This window comes from Mycobacterium sp. (genome assembly GCF_035640695.1).
Classification (GTDB): domain Bacteria; phylum Actinomycetota; class Actinomycetes; order Mycobacteriales; family Mycobacteriaceae; genus Mycobacterium.
This window is the reverse complement of record NZ_DASQVQ010000060.1, coordinates 30,106-50,403: the sequence shown is the minus strand read 5'-3', so window position 1 is coordinate 50,403 and position 20,298 is coordinate 30,106. Positions and strand designations below refer to the sequence as shown.

The window sequence follows — 20,298 nt, the reverse complement described above, 5'->3', positions numbered from 1 at the left end:
CGGTGCGGTTCACGTATGCGGAGGCCATGACCGACCCGACGTTCTACGTGCCGCTGGCCCGGGCCGCCGAGGCGGCCGGCTACACCAGCATGACTGTGGCCGACAGCATCGCCTACCCGTTCGAGTCGGTCTCGACGTACCCGTATACGCCGGACGGCAGCCGAGAGTTCTTGGAGGACAAGGCCTTCATCGAGACGTTTGTGCTGACGGCGGCGCTGGGCATGGTGACCACCACGCTGCGATTCACCACATTCGTGCTGAAGCTGCCGATTCGACCGCCTGCGCTGGTCGCCAAGCAAGCCGGTTCGCTCGCGGCGCTGATCGGCAACCGGCTGAGCCTCGGCGTCGGGATCAGTCCGTGGCGTGAGGATTTCGAATTGATGGGCGTGCCATTCGCCAAGCGCGGCAAGCGGATGGACGAATGCATCGAAATCGTCAAGGGCCTGGCGACGGGCGACTATTTCGAGTTCCACGGCGAGTTCTATGACATCCCGAAGATCAAGATGACGCCGGCGCCGACGCAGCCGATCCCGATCCTGGTCGGCGGGCACGCCGATGCGGCGCTGCGCCGGGCGGCCCGCGCCGACGGCTGGATGCACGGGGGCGGCGAGCCCGAGGCGCTCGATCGGCTTCTTAAGCGGCTCAAACAGTTCCGCGACGAGCAGGGCCGGACGGGACCGTTCGAAGTTCACGTCATTTCCGCTGACGCGTTCACCGTCGACGGGATCAAGCGCCTCGAGGACAAGGGCGTGACCGACGTCATCGTCGGCTTCCGGGTGCCCTACATCATCGGCGCCGACACCGAGCCGCTGGACAAGAAAATCCGGCACCTGGAGAAATTCGCCGAGCGGGTGATCGCAAGAGTCAACGGCTAGCCATCGTCGTGCTGGTTCCGCGGTGGCGCCGACTCGTGGCGTGGGTGGCCTCGCCGGGGGCGCCCTGGCCGCGATCTGTCGGCCGACGCGTTTATCCGTTTATCAAGGAGGGCGGTCGAACGACGACGTTCGGGCACGGCAGGATGGGTGAGGCACCCGCAAAGACGTGCGGATCATCGGAGGCAACATGAGACTGGCGCTCACCGACAAAGAGGCCGCTTTCCGCGACGAGCTTCGAACGTTCTACACCACAGAGATCCCGCCGGACATCCGCGACCAGGTCCGCGCGGGCCTGCCGCCCCAGCGCGACGACATCGTCACCAGCCAGCGGATCCTCAACGCGCACGGGTTGGCGGTGCCGAACTGGCCCGTCGAGTGGGGCGGCAAGGAGTGGACAGCGGTTCAATACCAGATCTGGTCGGACGAGATGCAGCTGGCCGGGGTGCCCGAGCCGTTGACCTTCAACACCAAGATGGTCGGCCCGGTGATCGCGCAGTTCGGCTCGCAGGAGCTCAAGGAACGGTTCCTGCCGCCGACGGCCAACCTGGACATCTGGTGGTGCCAGGGGTTCTCCGAACCCGAGGCCGGCTCCGATCTAGCCTCACTGCGCACCACCGCCGTCCGCGACGGCGACACCTACGTCGTCAACGGGCAGAAGACCTGGACGACACTTGGTCAGTACGCCGACTGGATCTTCTGCCTGGTCCGCACCGACCCCCAGGCGCCCAAACGACAGGCCGGCATCTCGTTCATCTTGATCGACATGGACACGCCCGGGCTGACCGTGCGCCCGATCAAGCTGATCGACGGCGGCCACGAGGTCAACGAGGTGTTCTTCGAAGACGTCCGCGTGCCGGCCGATCTTGTCGTCGGCGAGGAGAACCAGGGGTGGACCTATGCGAAGTTCCTTCTCGGCAACGAGCGCACCGGTATCGCCGGCATCGGCCGCACCAAGTTGAAACTGGCCCAGGTGAAGGAGCATGCCGCCGACACAACCGGCGGCAACGGCTCGGTGCTGGACGATCCGCTGTTCGCGGCACGCATCGCAGAAGTCGAAAACGAGCTGCTGGCACTGGAACTCACGCAGATGCGGGTGGCCGCCGACTCCAAGGACGGTAAGCCCAACCCGGCGTCGTCGATCCTGAAGCTGCGAGGCAGCCAGCTGCAGCAGGCCGTCACCGAACTGCTGGTCGAGGCCGCGGGCCCGGACGCCCTGCCGTTCGATGCCGGCGACGACATCGCGTCGCCCGGATGGGCGCAGCGCAGTGCCCCGACGTACCTCAACTACCGCAAGGCCTCGATCTACGGCGGTAGCAACGAGGTTCAGCGCAACATCATCGCCTCGACGATTCTCGGATTGTGAGACCGCCATGGACTTCGAACTGACCGAAGAGCAGCGCCTGTTACGCGATACCACTCGCGAGGTGCTGTCGCGAAGCTACGACCATGAGAGCCGCACCAAGGTGCTCGAGACCGAGCTCGGCTGGAGCCGTGACGTCTGGTCACAGCTGGCCGAACTGGGAATTCTCGGTCTGGGTTTCGACAGTGAAGAAGCCAGCTTCGTCGAAGTCATGGTCGTCCTCACCGAGTTCGGCCGACACCTGGCGCCGGAGCCGTTCGTTCACGCGGCGCTGATCCCCGGCACGCTCATCGCCGACGCGGGAACCGAGCAGCAGCGCCGAGCACTCGATGCGGTGTCCGGGGGCCAGCGGTTGCTCGCCTTTGCCCACCGCGAGCCCGGCGCGCGATGGCCGTCGACTGAGGTCACCACCAAGGCGACGCGGGCGGGCGACTCGTGGGTGGTGAGCGGTCGGAAAAACCCTGTGCTGGTGGGTGATTGCGCGGATCAGCTGGTGGTCTCCGCGGCGCTGCCCGACGGCGGCGTCGGGCTATTCCTGGTCGACGGCGACGCTGTCACGCGCCGCCGGTACTCGACGTTCGACGGTCGCCGCGGCGCGCAAATCGACTTCGACCAGGCCCCGGCCGAACCGCTCGGCGAAACCGCCGACGCTTCTGAGCACATCCGGCACGCCGTGATCCGCAGCCAGGCGGCATTGTGCGCCGAAGCGGTCGGCGCCATGGAGGAAGCGCTGCGGCTGACGACCGAATACCTGAAGACCCGCAAGCAGTTCGGGGTCACGCTGAACAAATTCCAGACATTGACGCAGCGCGCGGCGGACATGTACGTGTCGTTGGAGTTGGCGCGCAGCATGAATCTGTACGCCGGGTTGTCGATTGCCGACGGCAACATCGACCCCGTGATCGCCTCGCGGGCGAAACTGCAGATCGGTCGCTCGGCGCGGCACGTCGGCCAAGAGGCCATCCAGCTGCACGGCGGAATCGGGATGACGGCCGAGTATCCGGTGGGGCACTACACCGCGCGGCTCACTGCGATCGAGCACACGCTCGGCTCGAATGATGATCATCTGCGTGTGCTGATGGACCAGCTCCGGAACTACGACGTCGTGTCGCTTTGACGGGTCAGAACCAGCGGCCGGCCCTGACGACGCCGGTCGCAGCTAACTTAACTAGCCTTTCCAAATGGGTACGGTCCCTGTGGCTGTATTGAGGTCGCGTTGAAAATATAGTTAACCCGCACCCAGCCCCTTCCGTTATCCGGCTCGAAGGTGGCGCAGCCGCATCCGCCGTCGCACTCGCTGGCGGGGTGTGGTGGGTGCCCGCACACGCAGGGCTCCAGGGACTCCGCCGTCTGCGCGGCCGCCGGCGCGGTGGTCACGAGCTCACGAACGATGTCCCACGGCGGTCGGACGAAGTGCCTCGCGACAGTCTGCAGGGTCCGCAAGCCACTTGGCGGCAAGGCGCGGGCGAGGCCGCCTGTGGCGGTGACGTCGTCCATCACTCCAGACTCGCCGCGCGCGGTCATTTGGTCGTCAACGCTGGCACCCATTGCCGCTTGCGGTTAGCTGCAATTCCGGCTCACCCTCACCACCGCTCGGTTAGCCGATCGGCTAAGCGTCAAAAGCCGTCAGCTAACCTAGGCGGTGTGGTTGCCGATGAACCTGCAGCCGGCCGACCGCAGTTCTGCCGGCACAACGTGTTGTGCTGACGATCATGCGCAGTGATTACCTCAGCCGAGCCCAACGGATGCCAGGCAACACGGGTGTGGTCGGCTCGGTGGCCACCGCAGGCAGCATTGGGGTGGCGAGCTCGGCGACGACCGCGGGCAGCTTCGGGGTGGTGGGCTCGGCGGCCACCGCCGGCAGCGTCGGAGTGGCCCACTCGGCAGGCACCGCGGGCAGCGTCGGCGTGACGATCTCGGGCGGCACTGCAACCCGCCTGCGAGGGGCTGACTTTAGAGCCAGCGGCGGTGAGCGAGTGGCGGTGTGAGCGAGTGGCGGGATTCGAACCCGCGTAAACGGCTTTGCAGGCCGGTACCTAACCACTCGGTCACACCCGCGTCGGGTCCCGATCCTGCCAGCGCGGCCGGGGACCGCCCAGTGTTTCGATCGTCGTGATCGCTAGCGGTCAGGCCTGTGAAATAAGACTTCGGCGCGCCCCGAACCCAATAGTCAGCGGTGCTCGCCGAATCTGGGACCGAGCCCCGCCGCCGGCAACACGCCCGCCGACAACACCGCCGCGCGCACCGCCCTGGCCAAACGGCGGAGCTCATCGGCCTGGTCGTCGGGGATGGTCCGCCACGGCTGGTATGCCAGGTCGTCGGTGAGATCCTCGATGCGCGAACGAACGTCGTCGCCCAACGGAGTCAGCTTGCCCGCCGCGTCGAGCAATCCGCGGTCGCGCAATCGGTCGACTCCGGCGTCCCATTGCTCGGCGCTCCAGCCGCGCAGCCGGCGGGCGAAGTCATTGGTGAACCCGATACCGGCGGCCGAGTGCGTAATCAAGGCCTCCAATCCACCGAGCTCGTGCGCGATCAGCGCCGCGATGTGCCCGTCGCCGCGGTACTCGCGCAGCAGCGTGACCGCATGCCACAGCTGTCCGCATACCGACTGGGGCCACGGCAGTTCGGCGTGCGCCGCGTAAAGCGGGCGCCCGTCCCCGTCGGGTATCGACTCCGCCGCCCTGCGCAGGATGACCGCGCCTCGCGCCAGCTCCGACGACCCGGCCAGCTGCTCGCCGAGCACCCGTGGCATCGCCTCCTCGACGATCTCGTACCGCATCCGCGTCACGGCCGCCGGCGACGCGATCTGCCAGGCCGCGGGAATCTTCGCTGCGACCAGCTCGGGATTGAAGTTGTAGAACGTCGCGGCAACCACGCCGGCCGACACCGCGCCCATCGGCGCGGAGCGGCTCGCGAAATACCGCATCCGGTTGTCCATGCCAAGCGCGCCGAACTTCTCCTCGGTCTCCGGCACGAAATAGGACGCGGAATGAAACGGGTCAATGGTTCGGCACAGGAGGCCGGCCGAGAACGCGTCCACGATCACCGACCCTATGCTGTGGCGGTGAGGGACGGTTATGACGCGGCACTGTCCACCTATGCGTCCGCGGCGCGGAGCTTCGCCCGGCTTGTCGCCGACATCCCACCGGATCGGTGGAGCGGACCGGGCCTTGGCGAGTGGAATCTTCGGTCTCTTGTCGGCCACACCTCGCGGTCGCTGACGACGGTGAACACATACCTGAGCAGCGTGGCCGAGCGGATCGACATCGCCAGCCCGCAGGAGTACTTCGCGCACGCCAACGCGATGGCGGCCGAGCTGGGCAGCGACGAAGTCGTGGAACGCGGCCGACAGGCCGGCAAGTACCTCGGCGCCGACCCGGCGGCGTCCGTGCACGCACTGGTCGACTTGGTGTTGGGCAAGCTTTCGGACAGCGGTGACCATCCGATCCAGGTGATCGGTGGGCTGGGCATACGCCTGCGCGACTACCTGCCGACCCGGACATTCGAGCTCGCCGTGCACAGCATGGACATCGCCATGGCACTTGATGTGTCGTTTGCGGTGCCGGAAGACGTCCTGACAGAGTCGACCGCACTGGCCGGGCAGATCGCCGTGGCGATCGGCGCGGGCGAGACGGTGCTGATGTCGTTGACGGGTCGACGGACGCTGCCGGAGTCGTTCTCGGTCGTGCGATGATCGGCGAGCGCCTCACTGCGCCAAAGGCGTTGCTGTTCGATGTGCAGGGAACGGCAACGGATTTCCACACGACCGTATGCGACGAGGCAGCGAGGATCGACGCCGGGCGGCGTCCGAATATCGACTGGGGCGGATTCGTTGCACGCTGGCGTACCGGATATTCCGCGGCGCTGGAGGCGGCAACCGCCGGCCGTGGCGGTTGGGTGTCCGTGCACACGGTGTATCGCCGCGTGCTCGACCGTGTGCTCGACGAATACGGCATCGCCGATCTTTCGAGTGCTGGTCGCGACGAGCTCGCGCTGGCCTGGCAGCGGCAGAAGCCGTGGCCTGATGTCGTACCGGGACTGCATCGGCTGAAGCGCAAATTCACATTGGCAACCCTGTCCAACGCGGATGTCTCGATGGTCGTGAACATGTCCAAGCGGGCCGCCCTGCCGTGGGATGCCATTTTCACCGCGGAAATGGCCGGCGTGTTCAAGCCAGACCCGTTGATTTACCGAACGGCCGCTGCTTACCTCGGTTTGCAGCACTCCGACATCATGATGGTGGCCAGCCACAAGTACGACATCCGCGCCGCGGGGCGTCTGGGCTTTCAAACCGCGTTCATTGCTCGCCCGCTGGAGTTCGGCGTGGCCGGCCGGGTCGACACGGCCTTCGACGCCGAATTCGACATCAATGCCCACGATTTCATCGATCTGGCCGACCAGCTGAGCTGTTAGAACCGGATCAATTGGCCGAACTGGTAAAGCCGGCTGCTACCAGGCGTTGACGGGCTACTTCTTGGAGGGAATGACGATCACGACGATCAACGTCAAGATTGAGAAGAACAGGCCCAGAATGCCCCAGCCAAGGGGATTGCGGCCCTTCATCGCTGCGATGATCGCGCACACGATCGCTGCAATGATGCTGCCGATCGCAACGAAAATGCCCTTGATTCCCTTCAGAATCAATCCTGCCGCTTCCGGTTGACTTTGCGCGGCAAGCACCAACCCGTGGAGCATGGTGACCCCTCATGCTAGCGACGCGCTGTTGTGTCGCGCGTCTGTGCGGTCGCGGATACCCGCTTGCGGGGCGTGTCAACCTCGACGACGTGTCGAGGCTACTCCAGACCTGGACGGTGGCTTGGGCTGTGACGCGACTACGGGCCGGCGCGGCTGGCCCGAACCGACGCGGCCGTCCCGACCGCGGCGAGCACCGCGAACACTGTGAACAGCCAACGGGCCGCCGATAAGTCACCGGCATCGACCAAGTTCACCACGACGCCGGCAAGACCGGCGCCGACGGCGCCGGAGATCAACTGCACCGTGTTGATCGCCGCGGCCGCTGCTCCCCCCTCGACGGGATCGTCGACCGAACCCATCACCCACGCCGACAGGTGTGGCCACGCCATGCCGACGCCCGTGCCGACGATGAAGTGCGCCACCGCCCACACCGCGACCACCACCGGCGAGGCGCCGGACTGCTGGGTCAGCGCCGCGAGCCCCAACCCGACCGCGGCGACCAGCGGTGCGACGGAAACCAGCCGGTGCACGTGACGTGCGCCGGTCACCGATGCGCTGACGATTTCGGACAATGTCCACCCGACGGCCAATGCGGCGCCGAGGAATCCGGCGGTCACCGGCATCAGATGCGCGAGCCGTTGACCGAACAACGGCACATACATGTTGGCCATCGTCGCCGCCATCAACAGTCCGATCGTGACGTACATCCACTTCAGCGGACCGGGGCCAAATGCCATGCGGGGCAACACTGAGTGACGTACCCGTCGATCGACGAACAGAAAGCACCCCACCAGGCCGACACCCGCCGCGAGGAAGACCGCAGTGGCAGCTGCGGCGCTCTGCACACCCGCCACGCTCACCGCCAGCGCAGCGGCGCCCAACAAGAGCAGCGACCACACCGGGATGCGGACCAGGGGCACGCCGTCGTCGTCGGGCGCACGCGCGGGAAACGCGGCAGGGACCAACACCGCCATCAGCCCTGTCAGTATCGTAAGCGAGCCGAAAGCCCAACGCCACAAGCCGAATTGAGCGAAAAGGCCACCCGCGGCCGGACCGGTCAGCGTGCTGATGCCCCACATCGCCGACACCAGTGCCGACGCGCGCGTCCACAGCGATTCAGGCAGTGCGGCCCTGATGACCGCGTAGCCCAAGCCGGCGAGCGACCCGCCGGCCAGGCCTTGGACGGTGCGGGCCACCAGCAAGGTTTCCATGGTGGGCGCGATCGCACACCCCGCGCTGGACAGGCCGAAGAAGGCCAATGTCACCAGGTACGCCAGTCGTGGTCCGCCACGCGCCAGCAGCGGCCCGACAGTCGTCGCCGCGATCACCGACGCGATCAGATAAACGGCGGTCACCCATGCGTAGTACTTCTGGCCGCCGATGTCGGCGACCGCGCTGGGCAGCAGGCTGTTGGTGAGGAATTCGTTGGTGGCGTACAACAAGACACCGCCGGCCAACACCGTCGCCGCGCCGCCGTGCTCGCGGCCCAGCAGCGCGCGCCAGCTGCCGGTGGCGGGCGTCGCCGTTTCGGTCACCTCGGCCACGCTAAAGGCTCAACCATGGTTGAGATCAAGCGCCCGAGTGTGCAGTCTTGTACGTCCAGTGCGGCGTGTCGGGTATGAAACCGCACAGTGGGCGTTCAGATCACTTCAGCCCCGCGGCGTCCATGCCGCGCAGTTCCCGCTTCAGATCGGCGATCTCGTCGCGGATCCGGGCCGCCAACTCGAACTGCAGATCGCGGGCGGCGGCCATCATCTGCGCGGTGAGATCCTTGATGAGGTCTGCCAATTCGGCCCGCGGCATGTTCGAGGTGTCGCGGCCCTCGTAGATCCCGGCGCTGACCGCGCGGCCCGGTTCGCCCTGCGCCCGGCGTCCCCGCGACGCGTTGCGTCCCGAGCCGCCGATTTCGACGGTGTCACTGTCGTCGGCCTCGCGGTACACCTGGTCGAGGATGTCGCCGATCTTCTTCCGCAGCGGCTGCGGGTCGATGCCGCGCTCCTCGTTGTAGGCGATCTGCTTGGCCCGTCGGCGTTCGGTCTCGTCGATGGCTTCCTTCATCGAATCGGTGATGGTGTCGGCGTACATGTGCACCTCGCCCGACACGTTGCGGGCGGCGCGGCCGATGGTCTGAATCAGGCTGCGCGGCGATCTCAGGAAGCCCTCCTTGTCGGCGTCGAGAATCGCGACCAGCGACACCTCGGGCAAGTCGAGCCCCTCACGCAGCAGGTTGATGCCGACCAGCACGTCGTATTCGCCGAGCCGCAGCTGTCGCAGCAGCTCCACCCGGCGCAGCGTGTCGACCTCGGAGTGCAGGTACCGGGTGCGGACGCCCATCTCCAGCAGGTAGTCGGTGAGGTCCTCGGCCATCTTCTTGGTGAGGGTCGTGACCAGCACCCGCTCGTCGGCGTCCGCCCGCTTGCGAATTTCGCCGATCAGGTCGTCGATCTGGCCCTTGGTCGGCTTGACCACCACCTTGGGGTCGACCAGCCCGGTCGGCCGGATCACCTGCTCGACGAACTCGCCGGCGGTCTGGCTCAGCTCGTAGGGCCCCGGCGTCGCCGACAGGTACACCGTCTGCCCGATCCGGTCGGCGAACTCCTCCCACGTCAGCGGCCGGTTGTCGACGGCGGACGGCAGCCGGAAGCCGAAGTCCACCAGGTTGCGCTTGCGGGAGATGTCACCCTCGTACATGCCGCCGATCTGCGGCACGGTGACGTGCGACTCGTCGATGACGAGCAGGAAGTCCTCCGGAAAGTAGTCCAGCAGCGTGGCCGGCGCCGAACCCGGAGGACGCCCGTCGATGTGGCGCGAATAGTTCTCGATGCCCGAGCAGAACCCGACCTGACGCATCATTTCGATGTCGTAGTTGGTCCGCATCCGCAGCCGCTGCGCCTCCAGCAGCTTGCCCTGACCCTCAAGCTCGGCCAGCCGTTCGGCCAGCTCCTCCTCGATCGTCGAGATCGCATGCGCCATCCGCTCCGGCCCGGCGACATAGTGGGTGGCCGGGAAGATCCGCAGCGAATCCACCTTGCGGACGACCTCACCGGTCAGCGGGTGCAGGTAGTAGAGCTCCTCGATCTCGTCGCCGAAGTACTCGATGCGCACGGCCAGCTCTTCGTAGGACGGGATGATGTCGACCGTGTCGCCGCGCACCCGGAAGGAGCCGCGGGTAAAGGCCAGGTCGTTGCGGGTGTACTGGACGTCAACCAGCAGCCGCAGCAACGCATCCCGAGGCACCTCGGTGCCCACGGCCAGTTCGACGGACCGGTCCAGGTACGACTGCGGCGTGCCCAGGCCGTAGATGCACGACACCGACGCCACCACTACCACGTCGCGCCGCGACAGCAGGCTGGAGGTGGCGGAGTGCCGTAGCCGCTCCACGTCGTCGTTGATCGAGCTGTCCTTCTCGATGTAGGTGTCGGTCTGCGCGATGTACGCCTCGGGCTGGTAGTAGTCGTAGTACGAGACGAAGTACTCAACGGCGTTGTGCGGCAACATTTCCCGCAGCTCGTTGGCCATCTGTGCGGCCAGCGTCTTGTTGGGCTCCATGACCAGGGTGGGCCGCTGCACGCGTTCGATCAGCCATGCGGTGCTCGCCGACTTGCCGGTCCCGGTGGCGCCGAGCAGCACCACATCGCGCTCCCCAGCCTTGATGCGGCGCTCGAGCTCGTCGATCGCGGCGGGCTGGTCTCCGGCGGGTGCGTACGGGCTGACCACCTCGAACCGGCCGCCGACGCGCACGACGTCCTCGACCGCGCGGTACTCCGAGTGCGCGACCATCGGATGTTCGGTAGCGAAAGCCATGTTCACCAGCGTAGAACTGGGCACCGACAGGTTCTGTTCCTGCGTAGGATTTCCTCATCCACCCGCCGAAACACGAGACGTTCGACCTGGTCGCGCGCACAAACACCGATCCGAAAGGAATTGTGCGGGCCGTGGACGTCTACACGGTGCGGCCGTGGGGTCTCTACATGGCGCGCCCGACACCGGGCCGGTCCCAGTTCAACTACATCGAATCCTGGCTGCTGCCGTCACTGGGATTGCGCGTCACGATCTTCCACTTCAACCCGGGCCACGAGCGCGCCCAGGACTACTACCTCGACGTCGGCGAATACACGCCCGGCCCGACGGCCTGGCGCGCCGAGGACCACTACATCGACCTGGTCATCCGTACCGGCGTCGACACCGAACTCAAAGACGTCGACGAGTTGCTGACCGCGGTCCGCCACGGCTTGTTACCGCAGCGGGTGGCGCAGCGGGCGATATTGCGCGCGGTCGCGGCGGTCGACGGGCTGGCCGGCCATGGCCACGACCTGCAGCGCTGGTTGTCCGCCAACGGCATGGACCTCACCTGGCGGGCGTAGTCGGGTCGGTTGCCAAACTTCAACTACTGCGGTGCCCGGCTTGTCGCGCAGCAGTTCAGTGTCGCGGGGCCGCGTGCGGTTTCCGGCTTTGAGCAGCGGGTAGGCACCTGGCCATGAGCCCGATCGATCGCCTACCCGACGAAGTGCGGGTGAAATTGCGCGACGAAGCGGTGCCCACCTGGCGGGCTCCCACGCTGGCCACTCTGACCGACAGGCCGTTCTCCGACTCGAAGTGGGTCTTCGAACGCAAATGGGACGGCGTACGCGGCTTGGCGTTCCGCGACGGCAGCCAGGTGCGGCTGCTGTCGCGCAATCGCCAAACACTCAACGCGACGTACCCAGAGCTGGTCGACGCGCTGGCCGCACAGAACCTTTCCCGGTTCGTAGTCGACGGGGAAATCGTGGCTTTCGAGGGTCGGCGCACCAGCTTCGAAAGGCTGCAGGGCCGCCTGGGCATCACCGAACCCCAGCAGGCCCGCGCGTCGGGCATCCAGGTTTTCTACTGCCTTTTCGACCTGCTTCACCTCGACGGCCGCGCCACCACCGAGCTGCCGCTCATCTGGCGTAAGCGTCTGCTCCGCAATGCATTTGAGTTCCACGATCCGCTGCGCTACACGACGCACCGCGTCGCGGACGGCCAGACGGCCTTCCGTCAGGCGTGCCAGCGCGGCGACGAGGGCGTCATCGCGAAGCTGGCGGACGCGCCATATGACGGGCGGCGCTCCAGCAACTGGCTGAAGTTCAAATGCGTGCGTGATCAGGAGTTCGTGATCGGCGGCTACACCCCCCCGAAGGGCAGCCGAGTCGGTCTGGGCGCGCTGCTCGTCGGCTACTACGAGGGCCGTGATCTGGTGTACGCCGGCAAGGTGGGCACCGGCTTCGACACCGTCACGCTGCGCGATCTGCACCGACGGCTGTCCCGCAGCGAGCAGGACGCGTCGCCGTTCACCCGCGGGCACATCCGCGAACCCGGCGTCCATTGGGTGCGGCCGGAGCTGGTGGCGCAGATCGGCTTCACCGAGTGGACGCGGGACGGCAAGCTGCGCCACCCCCGCTTCCGCGGCCTGCGCACCGACAAGAATCCCGACGAGGTCGTGCGGGAGACACGCTGATGCCCCGAATCAAGGTCGAGATCACCCACGCCGACCGGGTGATGTTCCCGGCCGACGGCATCACCAAGGGTGATCTCGTCGATTACTACTCGGAGGTGGCCGACGTGATGGTGCCGCACCTGAAGGGCAGGCCGCTCACGCTGTGGCGGTATCCGCGCGGCATCGGCGAGCATGGATTTGTGCAGCAGGACTTCGCCGACTCGTTGCCGGAATGGATGGGCCGGGTAGAGGTCGACAAGGAGGGCGGCACGGTCGTGCATCCCGTGGCCGACCACCGCGAGTCGCTGGTGTGGCTGGCCAACCAGAACTGCGTCACGATGCACGCGTGGCTGTCGCGGCGGGAACGGCTGCACACGCCCGACCGCCTGGTATTCGACCTGGACCCGTCCGACGGCGACTTCGGCGTCGTGCGCGCGACGGCCCGCGCGGTGGCCGACGTGCTGGAGGATCTCGGGCTGGCCTGCTACCTGCAGACGACGGGGTCTCGTGGCTTGCACGTCGTGGTACCGGTCAGCGGCGACACCGATTTCGACGCGGCGAGGCAGTTCACCCGCGAGGTCGCCGAGGTTGTCGTCGCCGACGATCCCGCGCACCGCACGATCGAGATGCGCAAGGCCAAGCGTGGCGACCGGGTGTATCTCGATGTGATGCGCAACGCGTACGCGCAGACCGCGGTCGCGCCGTACTCGGTGCGCGCACGCCGCAGTGCGCCGGTCGCGACTCCGCTGGAGTGGGACGAGCTGCGCGGCCGCGGGCTGCGGGCAGATCGGTTCACGATCCGAGATGTGCCGAAACGCGTTGCGACACATGGTGACCCGTGGGTCGACCTGGGTCGGCGCGCCCGCTCGCTGACTCGCCCGATGCGGCGCCTGTCCAAACTGCGAGGCGGCCCTGCCTGAACTGCCCGACGTGGAAGGGTATCGCCGGGAGCTGGCCAAGACACTGCCCGGGCGGCGGGTGCGCCACGTAGAAGTGCGCGACCCCGGGGTGCTGCGCAATGCAAGCGCTCGAACGTTGGCACGCAACCTGGTCGGTCGCCGCTTCGACAGTCCGCGCAGGCACGGCAAGTGGCTGATGCTGCCGACCGACGGCCCGACGCTGCTGGTGCACAGCGGCATGACCGGCCATCCGTACTACGCCCCGGCCGGGGCGGAAGAACAGGGGTTTGAGCGCCTGGTGGTCACGCTGGACCGCGGCGAGCTGCGATACGCCGACTTGCGCAAGCTGCGCGGCGTGTGGCTGGCCGCCGGCGAGGACGACGTGGGGAAGGTGATGGGCCCGCAGGGGCCCGACGCGCTTGGCCTCGACCTGCGTGGGTTCACCGAGGCACTGCGCGGGCGGCGTGGACGGCTCAAGCCCACGTTGATGGACCAGTCCGTGATCGCCGGACTGGGCAACTTGCTCGCCGACGAGATCTGCTGGCAGGCCCGGCTCAATCCGTTTCGGCCGGTGGCCGGCCTGACCGACGACGAGCTGCGACACATGCACACCACGATGAAACGGGTGCTGCGCACCTCGGTGCGGCACGGTCGGGTGCCCGGGCTGCGGGGATGGCTCACCGGCGTGCGCGACGAGCCCGACCCCAGTTGCCCGCGCTGCGGCACCCGCCTGCGGCGTGCGCGGGTCCTGGGCAGGACGACGTGGTGGTGTCCTCGCTGCCAACCGGACTGACGCCGTCAATTGGACCCGGATTTGACCCGCGCGTAACCTCGGCTCTCGTGAAACGGGTCGCGCGTACGGGAGTCCTCGGCGCGTCGCTGGCCGCGTTGGTCTTCGGCGGCCAGCTGGCCGCCGGCGGTGCGCTGGCCGATCAGGTGACGCAGGGCGGCCTGCACAACGTCACGTACCGCGCGCGGGTCGACGGCGTGTCGCGCGGCACATTGATCAGCTACAGAGTCAAAGACAGCGCTCTGGAGACCGCGAACCCGACGATGCTGCCCGGCCGCACGTTCGAAGCGAACACCGTGCTGGCCGACCCAAAGAATGCGGGCATGGAGGTATCCGTGCGGTGGCCGTATTCGGCCAACTTGCATTGCGAGATTCTGGTGGACGACACGATCACGGCCCAGGCCGACGATTTCGTTGCGCCGCGGTTGCTGCCGGCCAATGATGATCCGGGTTACGGCAAGCTGGTCTGCGGCTCCGATCTGGGCACCGGCAGCGGCAACGTGGTAAATGATCAACCCGTCAGCGCCCCGCCGGGCGGGGCGCCAGCTCCGGCAGCGCCGCCGGCGCAGGGCCCGCCGACCTGATCGCTAGGGCTGCCAGCCGGTCGCGTCGGCCCAGGACCGTGCCCTGCGGTAGGCGTCGCGCAACCACGGCTCCTTGGCCGCCACGTAGTCGGGGGCTGACTGTGCGTACCGCTTAACGGCCAGATACTCCTCGCGCACGTCCGGGTTCGCCTCGAGCCAGTCCCGGAACAGCAGCGCGAACTGTTGATTGGGCCAGCCATCGACGCGCAGGTGCACGTTCGCGGGGCGCCCGGGATCGGCGGATGCGTGGATGCGCTTGCGCCACAATGACGGATCGTCGGTCTGCGGCACATCGCTGGTGATGCCCTCGACCCGCGGGTATCCGATGTCGGCCAGTGTGTCGCTGAGTTCGTCGGCGACATCAAGGGATTCGACCGTGACTTGGACGTCGATCACGTCTTTGGCATCGAGACCCCGCACAGCGGTGGAGCCGATGTGGTCTACCCGCAACGCGCGTGAACCGCAGGCGGTCTGGATGCGCGCGACGATGCGACGCGCCTGATCGGGCCACGACGTGTCGTACGGCACTAACTGCGTTGGCGCGCTGACGGTTCGGCGCATGCGGATGTTCTCCGCGAGCGGTAGCACGCGGCGCTGCCACAGCTCTCGGGCCTGCTCGACCAGTTCTGCCTCGGCGCCGGAGTTGTCCAGCCACACGTCGGCGACTGCCCGCCGCTGCTCCTCGGTGGCCTGCGCGGCGATCCGCGCGTGGGCGTCGGACTCGTCCATCCCGCGCTTGATCAACCGCTTGACCCGAACCTCTGGGTCGGCGTGCACGATCACGACCAGCGGAAACAGTGGCGCCATGTTGGACTCGACCAGCAGCGGGATGTCCTCGACGACGACCTTGTCCTCGGGCACCGACGCGATGATCTGCTGCCGTCGGCGTGCCACCAGCGGATGCACGATGCCGTTGAGTGTCTTGCGCTGCTCCTCGTCGGCAAAGGCCTTGGCGGCCAAGGCGGGCCGGTTCAGCTCGCCGCTGGGCAACAGGATGTCCTCGCCGAACGCGTCGACGAGCGCGGCGAGGCCTTCGGTGCCGGGTTCGACGACCTCACGGGCGATCACGTCGCCGTCGACAATCACGCCGCCGCATTCGGCGAAGGTCGCCGCCACCGTCGACTTGCCGGCGCCGATACCGCCGGTCAGCCCGATCCGCAGCATCCGCCGGGCCGGCTACGCGCTTCCGGCCAGCTTCTCCCGCAGCGCCGCCAACTGGGCGTCACTGGCCAGCGATCCGCTCGCGGACTGCTCCTCGGAGCGCTGCGCGCCGTTGCCGGACGGCTGCTTCTCGGCAGCGGCGGCGTCTGCCGCGGCGAACTTCTCCATCTGCGCCGTGTGCATCTTGTGCCGGCGCTCGGCCTCCGCGTAGCGGGCTTCCCACTCGGCGCGCTGCTTTTCGAAGCCGGACAGCCACTCGTTGGTTTCCGCGTCGAAGCCCTCGGGGAAGATGTAGTTGCCCTGCTCGTCGTAGCTGTCGGCCATGCCGTACTTCGACGGGTCGAATTCCTCGGTGTAGTCCTCGTTGGCCTGCTTGAGGCTCAGCGAGATGCGGCGGCGCTCCAGGTCGATGTCGATGACCTTGACCATCGCGTCGTCGCCAACCGCGACGACCTGATCCGGCACCTCGACGTGGCGTTCGGACAGCTCCGAGATGTGCACCAGGCCCTCGATGCCCTCCTCGACGCGGACGAACGCGCCGAACGGCACCAGCTTGGTGACCTTGCCCGGAACGATCTGGCCGATGGCGTGGGTACGGGCGAAGTGGCGCCACGGATCTTCCTGGGTTGCCTTCAGCGACAGCGAGACCCGTTCGCGGTCCATGTCGACGTCGAGCACCTCCACGGTGACTTCGTCGCCGACCTGGACCACCTCGGACGGGTGATCGATGTGCTTCCAGGACAGCTCGGACACGTGCACCAGGCCGTCCACCCCGCCGAGGTCGACGAACGCGCCGAAGTTGACGATCGACGACACGACGCCCTTGCGGATCGCGCCCTTCTGCAGCTGGTTGAGGAACTCGCTGCGCACCTCGGACTGCGTCTGCTCGAGCCACGCCCGGCGGCTCAGCACGACGTTGTTGCGGTTCTTGTCGAGCTCGATGATCTTGGCCTCGAGCTCCTTGCCGATGTAGGGCTGCAGGTCGCGCACCCGGCGCATCTCCACCAGCGACGCCGGCAGGAAGCCGCGCAGGCCGATGTCGAGGATCAGGCCGCCCTTGACGACCTCGATGACGGTGCCCTTGACGGCCTCGTCCTTTTCCTTGAGCTGCTCGATCGTGCCCCAGGCCCGCTCGTACTGGGCGCGCTTCTTGGACAGGATCAGCCGGCCGTCCTTGTCCTCCTTGGTGAGGACCAGCGCCTCGACGTGGTCGCCGACCTTGACGACCTCGTTCGGGTCGACGTCGTGCTTGATCGACAGCTCGCGGGACGGGATCACACCCTCGGTCTTGTAGCCGATGTCGAGCAGGACCTCGTCACGGTCAACCTTGACGATCGTCCCTTCGACGATGTCGCCATCGTTGAAGTATTTGATGGTTTTGTCGATGGCGGCGAGAAAGTCCTCGCTCGAGCCGATGTCGTTGACGGCTACTTGTGGCGAGGTGACGGCGGGACTTGGCATATTGTGGGGTTGCTCCGGACAGGTTGGGGTCGTAGGGACAAAGTGGCTTACCCGTCGAGGCTACTCGACTCGGCACAGCCTGGCCAAACCCGCTACCGGCGTCGGGTATTGCCCGGCACAGTCGCCAATCTGAAAATTGACGCGGCAGAAATCGCGGAATCCGCCGGTGGATCGATGCTGGGCGAACGCTCAGTGCGCGGCCGAATCCCAGCTGCGGCCGTAGCCGACCGACACCTCCAGTGGCACATCCAACGGGTAGGCGTGGCCCATCCTGTCGCGGACCAGCTTCTCGACGGTGTCCCGCTCTCCCGGCGCAACCTCGAACAGCAGTTCGTCGTGGACCTGCAGCAGCATCCGGGATGTCAGGCCGGCGTCCTTGAGCGCCGTATCGACGTTGATCATCGCGACCTTGATGATGTCGGCGGCGCTGCCCTGGATCGGCGCGTTGAGCGCGGCCCGCTCGGCCGCCTCGCGGACCTGCCGGTTGCTGCTGTCCAGCTCGGGCAGGTACCGGCGGCGGCCCAGCACCGTGGAGGTGTAGCCATCCTTGCGAGCCTGGTCGACGACGGCATGCAGGTAGTCGCGCACCCCGCCGAAGCGGGCGAAGTACTGCTCCATCTGCACCTTGGCTTCCTCGGTGGAGATCTTGAGCTGCTGCGCCAGCCCGTAGGCGCTCAGCCCATAGGCCAGCCCGTACGACATCGCCTTGATGCGGCGCCGGAGTTCCGGTGTGACCTCATCGATCGGAATGTCGAACGCCCGAGACGCGACGAAGCTGTGCAGGTCCTCGCCGGTGCGAAACGCCTCGATCAGCCCGTCGTCCCTGGACAGATGGGCCATGATCCGCATCTCGATCTGGCTGTAGTCGGCCGTCATCAGCTCGGCAAATGGTCCATCGCTGCCCTTGCCGACCACGAACGCGTCGCGGATGCGGCGGCCCTCCTCGGTGCGGATCGGGATGTTCTGAAGGTTCGGCTCCATCGACGACAGCCGCCCGGTCGCCGCAATGGTCTGGTTGAAGGTGGTGTGGATGCGCCCGTCGGGCGCGACCGATGCCAGCAACCCGTCGACGGTGACCTTGAGCCGCGTGACGTCTCGATGGGCCAGCATGTGCTGCAGGAACGGGTGGCCGGTCTTGTCGTACAACGACTGCAGCGCGTCGGCGTCGGTGGTGTAGCCGGTCTTGGTGCGCTTCGTCTTCGGCATCGCGAGCTCGTCGAACAACACCACCTGCAGCTGTTTGGGTGAGCCGAGGTTGATTTGCTTGCCGATCACCGCGTAGGCCGCCTCCGCGGCGTCCCGGATGCCGGCGGCGAACTCACTCTGCAGCTCGCTCAGCTGCGCGAGGTCGACTGCGATGCCCGCCGTTTCCATGCCGGCAAGCACGCGCTGCACCGGCAACTCCATCTCGCCGAGCAGCGACGCCGAGTCGATGCGGGCCAGCTCGGCGTCGAGCGCGTCGGCCAGGTCGTACACCGCTCGTGCCCGCAGAATCTGGGTCTGGACCGCCTGGTCGTCGACCCCCTCGGTGTCGTCGAGCAGCGACAGTTGGGCCTGCTCGGGGTTATCGGCGCGCAGCTCGCGCCGCAGGTAGCGCAGCGACAGGTCCTCGAGCGTGAAGCTGCGCTGCCCCGGCCGCACCAAATAGGCGGCCAGCGCGGTGTCCGAGGTCACCCCGCACAGCTCCCAACCGCGCCCGGCGAGGTCATGCATCGCCCACTTGGCCTCGTGTAGCGCCTTGGGCCGCGCCTCGTCGGCCAGCCAGCGGCCCAGCGCCGCCTCGTCGTCGGCGGTCATCGTCGCGGTGTCGATGTACGCGCCGTCGCCGTCGGACGCGGCGATCGCAACCGCGGTGGCGTCGCCCTGCGCGGCCGCATGCGTGCCCACCACCGACAGCCCAGACCGGCGGCCGTCGGATGCATGCTTGTCGAGCCACTCGGCGACGGCCCCTGGCGCCAACGCACCGCCCCGCACGTCGAAGCCCTCGTCGACCTCGGGTTCCACGGCCGCCAGCGTGTCGAACAGCCGGTCGCGCAGCACACGGAACTCCAGGTCATCGAAGAGCCGGTGAATCTGGTCGCGGTCCCACGGCTGCATCCGCAGGCTGTCGGGTGTCTGAGCCAGGGGCACGTCGCGGACCAGGTCGGTGAGCTCACGGTTGAGCACCACGTGGGACAGGTTGGCCCGCAGCGCGTCGCCCACCTTTCCCTTGACCGTGTCGACGTTGTCGACCAGCGCCTGCAACGAGCCGTACTCGGCGATCCACTTGGTAGCCGTCTTCTCGCCCACGCCGGGTATGCCGGGCAGGTTGTCGCTCGGGTCGCCGCGCAGCGCCGCGAAGTCCGGGTACTGCTGCGGGGTCAGCCCGTATTTCTCGAACACCGCGTCGGGGTTGAACCTGGTCAGCTCACTGACGCCCTTGCGCGGGTAGAGCACGGTCACGTTGTCGCTGACCAACTGCAGTGAATCGCGGTCGCCGGTGACCACCAGCACCCGGAAACCGGCCTGCTCGGCCCGGGTCGCCAGCGTCGCGATCAGGTCGTCGGCCTCGAACCCCGGCTCGGACAGCACCGTAATACCCAGGGCGACAAGCACTTCCTTGGTGATCTCGATCTGGCCGTGGAACTCATCGGGGGTCGACGTGCGGTTGGCCTTGTACTCCGGGTACTTGTCGGAGCGGAACGTCTGGCGCGACACGTCGAACGCGGCGGCCACGTGGGTCGGCGACTCGTCGCGCAGCAGGTTGATCAGCATCGCGGTGAACCCGTAGACGGCGTTGGTGGTCAGCCCGCCCTTGGTCTTGAAGTTCTCCGCGGGCAGCGCGTAGAACGCCCGGAACGCAAGCGAATTGCCGTCCAGCAGCATCAATGTCGACCGGTCGTCGGCGACGGCTTCGGTCGGGCTGGCCTTGGTCGATGCGGTCCTGGCTGGGCTCACGGCACTACTTTAGGCACCCGCGCCGACAACAGAGCCGGCCGAGCGTCAACGTCCGGGAAAACTGGAACACGTTTCAATTTT

At 67.1% G+C, this 20,298-nt stretch carries 18 protein-coding genes and 1 tRNA gene; 10 read left to right on the top strand and 9 right to left on the bottom strand.

Annotated elements, in window-relative coordinates:
- Positions 1-2 precede the first annotated feature (2 nt).
- The 3 genes from VE759_RS07485 to VE759_RS07475 all read left to right on the top strand — a co-directional run bounded on the left by VE759_RS07485 (position 3) and on the right by VE759_RS07475 (position 3,352).
- Complete coding sequence (locus VE759_RS07485) at positions 3-875, top strand: TIGR03619 family F420-dependent LLM class oxidoreductase (RefSeq protein ID WP_324929732.1); 873 nt, start codon at positions 3-5, stop codon at positions 873-875.
- Positions 876-1,062: 187 nt separating this feature from the next.
- Complete coding sequence (locus VE759_RS07480) at positions 1,063-2,238, top strand: acyl-CoA dehydrogenase family protein (RefSeq protein ID WP_324929730.1); 1,176 nt, start codon at positions 1,063-1,065, stop codon at positions 2,236-2,238.
- Positions 2,239-2,245: 7 nt separating this feature from the next.
- The gene (locus VE759_RS07475; RefSeq protein ID WP_324929728.1) at positions 2,246-3,352 is read left to right on the top strand and encodes an acyl-CoA dehydrogenase family protein; all 1,107 of its coding nucleotides are present in this window, start codon (positions 2,246-2,248) and stop codon (positions 3,350-3,352) included.
- Positions 3,353-3,958: 606 nt separating this feature from the next.
- Here VE759_RS07475 and VE759_RS22870 read toward each other — a convergent pair.
- The 3 genes from VE759_RS22870 to VE759_RS07460 all read right to left on the bottom strand — a co-directional run bounded on the left by VE759_RS22870 (position 3,959) and on the right by VE759_RS07460 (position 5,275).
- On the bottom strand, positions 3,959-4,162 hold the full coding sequence (locus VE759_RS22870) for a hypothetical protein (protein ID WP_414687853.1): 204 nt from the start codon (positions 4,160-4,162) through the stop codon (positions 3,959-3,961).
- A 60-nt stretch (positions 4,163-4,222) separates the two neighbouring features.
- A tRNA-Cys gene (locus VE759_RS07465) sits at positions 4,223-4,293 on the bottom strand.
- A gap of 112 nt (positions 4,294-4,405) precedes the next feature.
- Positions 4,406-5,275, bottom strand: coding sequence for an SCO6745 family protein (locus VE759_RS07460; RefSeq protein ID WP_324929726.1), 870 nt, complete (start codon positions 5,273-5,275; stop codon positions 4,406-4,408).
- A 24-nt stretch (positions 5,276-5,299) separates the two neighbouring features.
- On the opposite strand from VE759_RS07460, the gene VE759_RS07455 reads away from it, so the two are divergent.
- Together VE759_RS07455 and VE759_RS07450 are read left to right on the top strand one after the other, a co-directional pair.
- Positions 5,300-5,929 carry a maleylpyruvate isomerase N-terminal domain-containing protein gene (locus tag VE759_RS07455; protein WP_324929724.1) on the top strand — a complete coding sequence of 210 codons (630 nt, stop codon included), beginning with the start codon at positions 5,300-5,302 and terminating at the stop codon, positions 5,927-5,929.
- Positions 5,926-6,648 carry a haloacid dehalogenase type II gene (locus VE759_RS07450; protein ID WP_324929722.1) on the top strand — a complete coding sequence of 241 codons (723 nt, stop codon included), beginning with the start codon at positions 5,926-5,928 and terminating at the stop codon, positions 6,646-6,648. Before VE759_RS07455 ends, VE759_RS07450 begins: the two co-directional genes overlap by 4 nt.
- A gap of 54 nt (positions 6,649-6,702) precedes the next feature.
- On the opposite strand, the gene VE759_RS07445 is transcribed toward VE759_RS07450, so the two are convergent.
- The 3 genes from VE759_RS07445 to uvrB all read right to left on the bottom strand — a co-directional run bounded on the left by VE759_RS07445 (position 6,703) and on the right by uvrB (position 10,734).
- Positions 6,703-6,930 (bottom strand): deoxyribodipyrimidine photolyase, encoded by a 228-nt coding sequence (locus tag VE759_RS07445; RefSeq protein ID WP_324929720.1) that lies wholly within the window; start codon positions 6,928-6,930, stop codon positions 6,703-6,705.
- A 137-nt stretch (positions 6,931-7,067) separates the two neighbouring features.
- Complete coding sequence (locus VE759_RS07440; protein ID WP_324929718.1) at positions 7,068-8,465, bottom strand: MFS transporter; 1,398 nt, start codon at positions 8,463-8,465, stop codon at positions 7,068-7,070.
- A gap of 109 nt (positions 8,466-8,574) precedes the next feature.
- Complete coding sequence (gene uvrB, locus VE759_RS07435; RefSeq protein WP_324929716.1) at positions 8,575-10,734, bottom strand: excinuclease ABC subunit UvrB; 2,160 nt, start codon at positions 10,732-10,734, stop codon at positions 8,575-8,577.
- 56 nt (positions 10,735-10,790) lie between these two features.
- Between uvrB and VE759_RS07430 the strand changes: the two genes are divergently transcribed.
- The 5 genes from VE759_RS07430 (at position 10,791) to VE759_RS07410 (ending at position 14,658) form a co-directional block, all read left to right on the top strand.
- Positions 10,791-11,294: a DUF402 domain-containing protein gene (locus VE759_RS07430; RefSeq protein ID WP_324929789.1), complete on the top strand. Its 504-nt coding sequence runs from the start codon at positions 10,791-10,793 to the stop codon at positions 11,292-11,294.
- Between the two features lie 113 nt (positions 11,295-11,407).
- Positions 11,408-12,406, top strand: coding sequence for a non-homologous end-joining DNA ligase (gene ligD / locus VE759_RS07425; RefSeq protein WP_324929714.1), 999 nt, complete (start codon positions 11,408-11,410; stop codon positions 12,404-12,406).
- Positions 12,406-13,305: a non-homologous end-joining DNA ligase gene (ligD, locus tag VE759_RS07420; protein WP_324929712.1), complete on the top strand. Its 900-nt coding sequence runs from the start codon at positions 12,406-12,408 to the stop codon at positions 13,303-13,305. The genes ligD (VE759_RS07425) and ligD (VE759_RS07420) overlap by 1 nt, the downstream gene beginning before the upstream one ends.
- Positions 13,298-14,077 (top strand): Fpg/Nei family DNA glycosylase, encoded by a 780-nt coding sequence (locus VE759_RS07415; protein WP_324929786.1) that lies wholly within the window; start codon positions 13,298-13,300, stop codon positions 14,075-14,077. The genes ligD (VE759_RS07420) and VE759_RS07415 overlap by 8 nt, the downstream gene beginning before the upstream one ends.
- A 47-nt stretch (positions 14,078-14,124) precedes the next feature.
- Entirely contained in the window at positions 14,125-14,658 is a 534-nt protein-coding gene (locus VE759_RS07410) for a hypothetical protein (RefSeq protein WP_324929710.1), read from the top strand.
- Positions 14,659-14,661: 3 nt separating this feature from the next.
- On the opposite strand, the gene coaE is transcribed toward VE759_RS07410, so the two are convergent.
- From coaE to polA, 3 genes are all read right to left on the bottom strand, one after another.
- On the bottom strand, positions 14,662-15,822 hold the full coding sequence (gene coaE / locus VE759_RS07405) for a dephospho-CoA kinase (protein WP_324929708.1): 1,161 nt from the start codon (positions 15,820-15,822) through the stop codon (positions 14,662-14,664).
- Positions 15,823-15,834: 12 nt separating this feature from the next.
- The gene (gene rpsA / locus VE759_RS07400) at positions 15,835-17,280 is read right to left on the bottom strand and encodes a 30S ribosomal protein S1 (protein WP_324929706.1); all 1,446 of its coding nucleotides are present in this window, start codon (positions 17,278-17,280) and stop codon (positions 15,835-15,837) included.
- A 189-nt stretch (positions 17,281-17,469) separates the two neighbouring features.
- Positions 17,470-20,145, bottom strand: a complete 2,676-nt coding sequence (gene polA / locus VE759_RS07395; RefSeq protein WP_324929783.1) for a DNA polymerase I — start codon at positions 20,143-20,145, stop codon at positions 17,470-17,472.
- Between the last annotated feature and the right edge of the window lie 153 nt (positions 20,146-20,298).

Coding starts and splice junctions, on each gene's coding strand:
- VE759_RS07480 (WP_324929730.1), top strand. CDS start 1,063: ATGAGACTGGCGCTCACCGACAAAGAGGCCGCTTTCCGCGACGAGCTT.
- VE759_RS07475 (WP_324929728.1), top strand. CDS start 2,246: ATGGACTTCGAACTGACCGAAGAGCAGCGCCTGTTACGCGATACCACT.
- VE759_RS07450 (WP_324929722.1), top strand. CDS start 5,926: ATGATCGGCGAGCGCCTCACTGCGCCAAAGGCGTTGCTGTTCGATGTG.
- VE759_RS07445 (WP_324929720.1), bottom strand. CDS start 6,930: ATGCTCCACGGGTTGGTGCTTGCCGCGCAAAGTCAACCGGAAGCGGCA.
- uvrB (WP_324929716.1), bottom strand. CDS start 10,734: ATGGCTTTCGCTACCGAACATCCGATGGTCGCGCACTCGGAGTACCGC.
- ligD (WP_324929714.1), top strand. CDS start 11,408: ATGAGCCCGATCGATCGCCTACCCGACGAAGTGCGGGTGAAATTGCGC.
- ligD (WP_324929712.1), top strand. CDS start 12,406: ATGCCCCGAATCAAGGTCGAGATCACCCACGCCGACCGGGTGATGTTC.
- coaE (WP_324929708.1), bottom strand. CDS start 15,822: ATGCTGCGGATCGGGCTGACCGGCGGTATCGGCGCCGGCAAGTCGACG.
- rpsA (WP_324929706.1), bottom strand. CDS start 17,280: ATGCCAAGTCCCGCCGTCACCTCGCCACAAGTAGCCGTCAACGACATC.
- polA (WP_324929783.1), bottom strand. CDS start 20,145: ATGCTGCTGGACGGCAATTCGCTTGCGTTCCGGGCGTTCTACGCGCTG.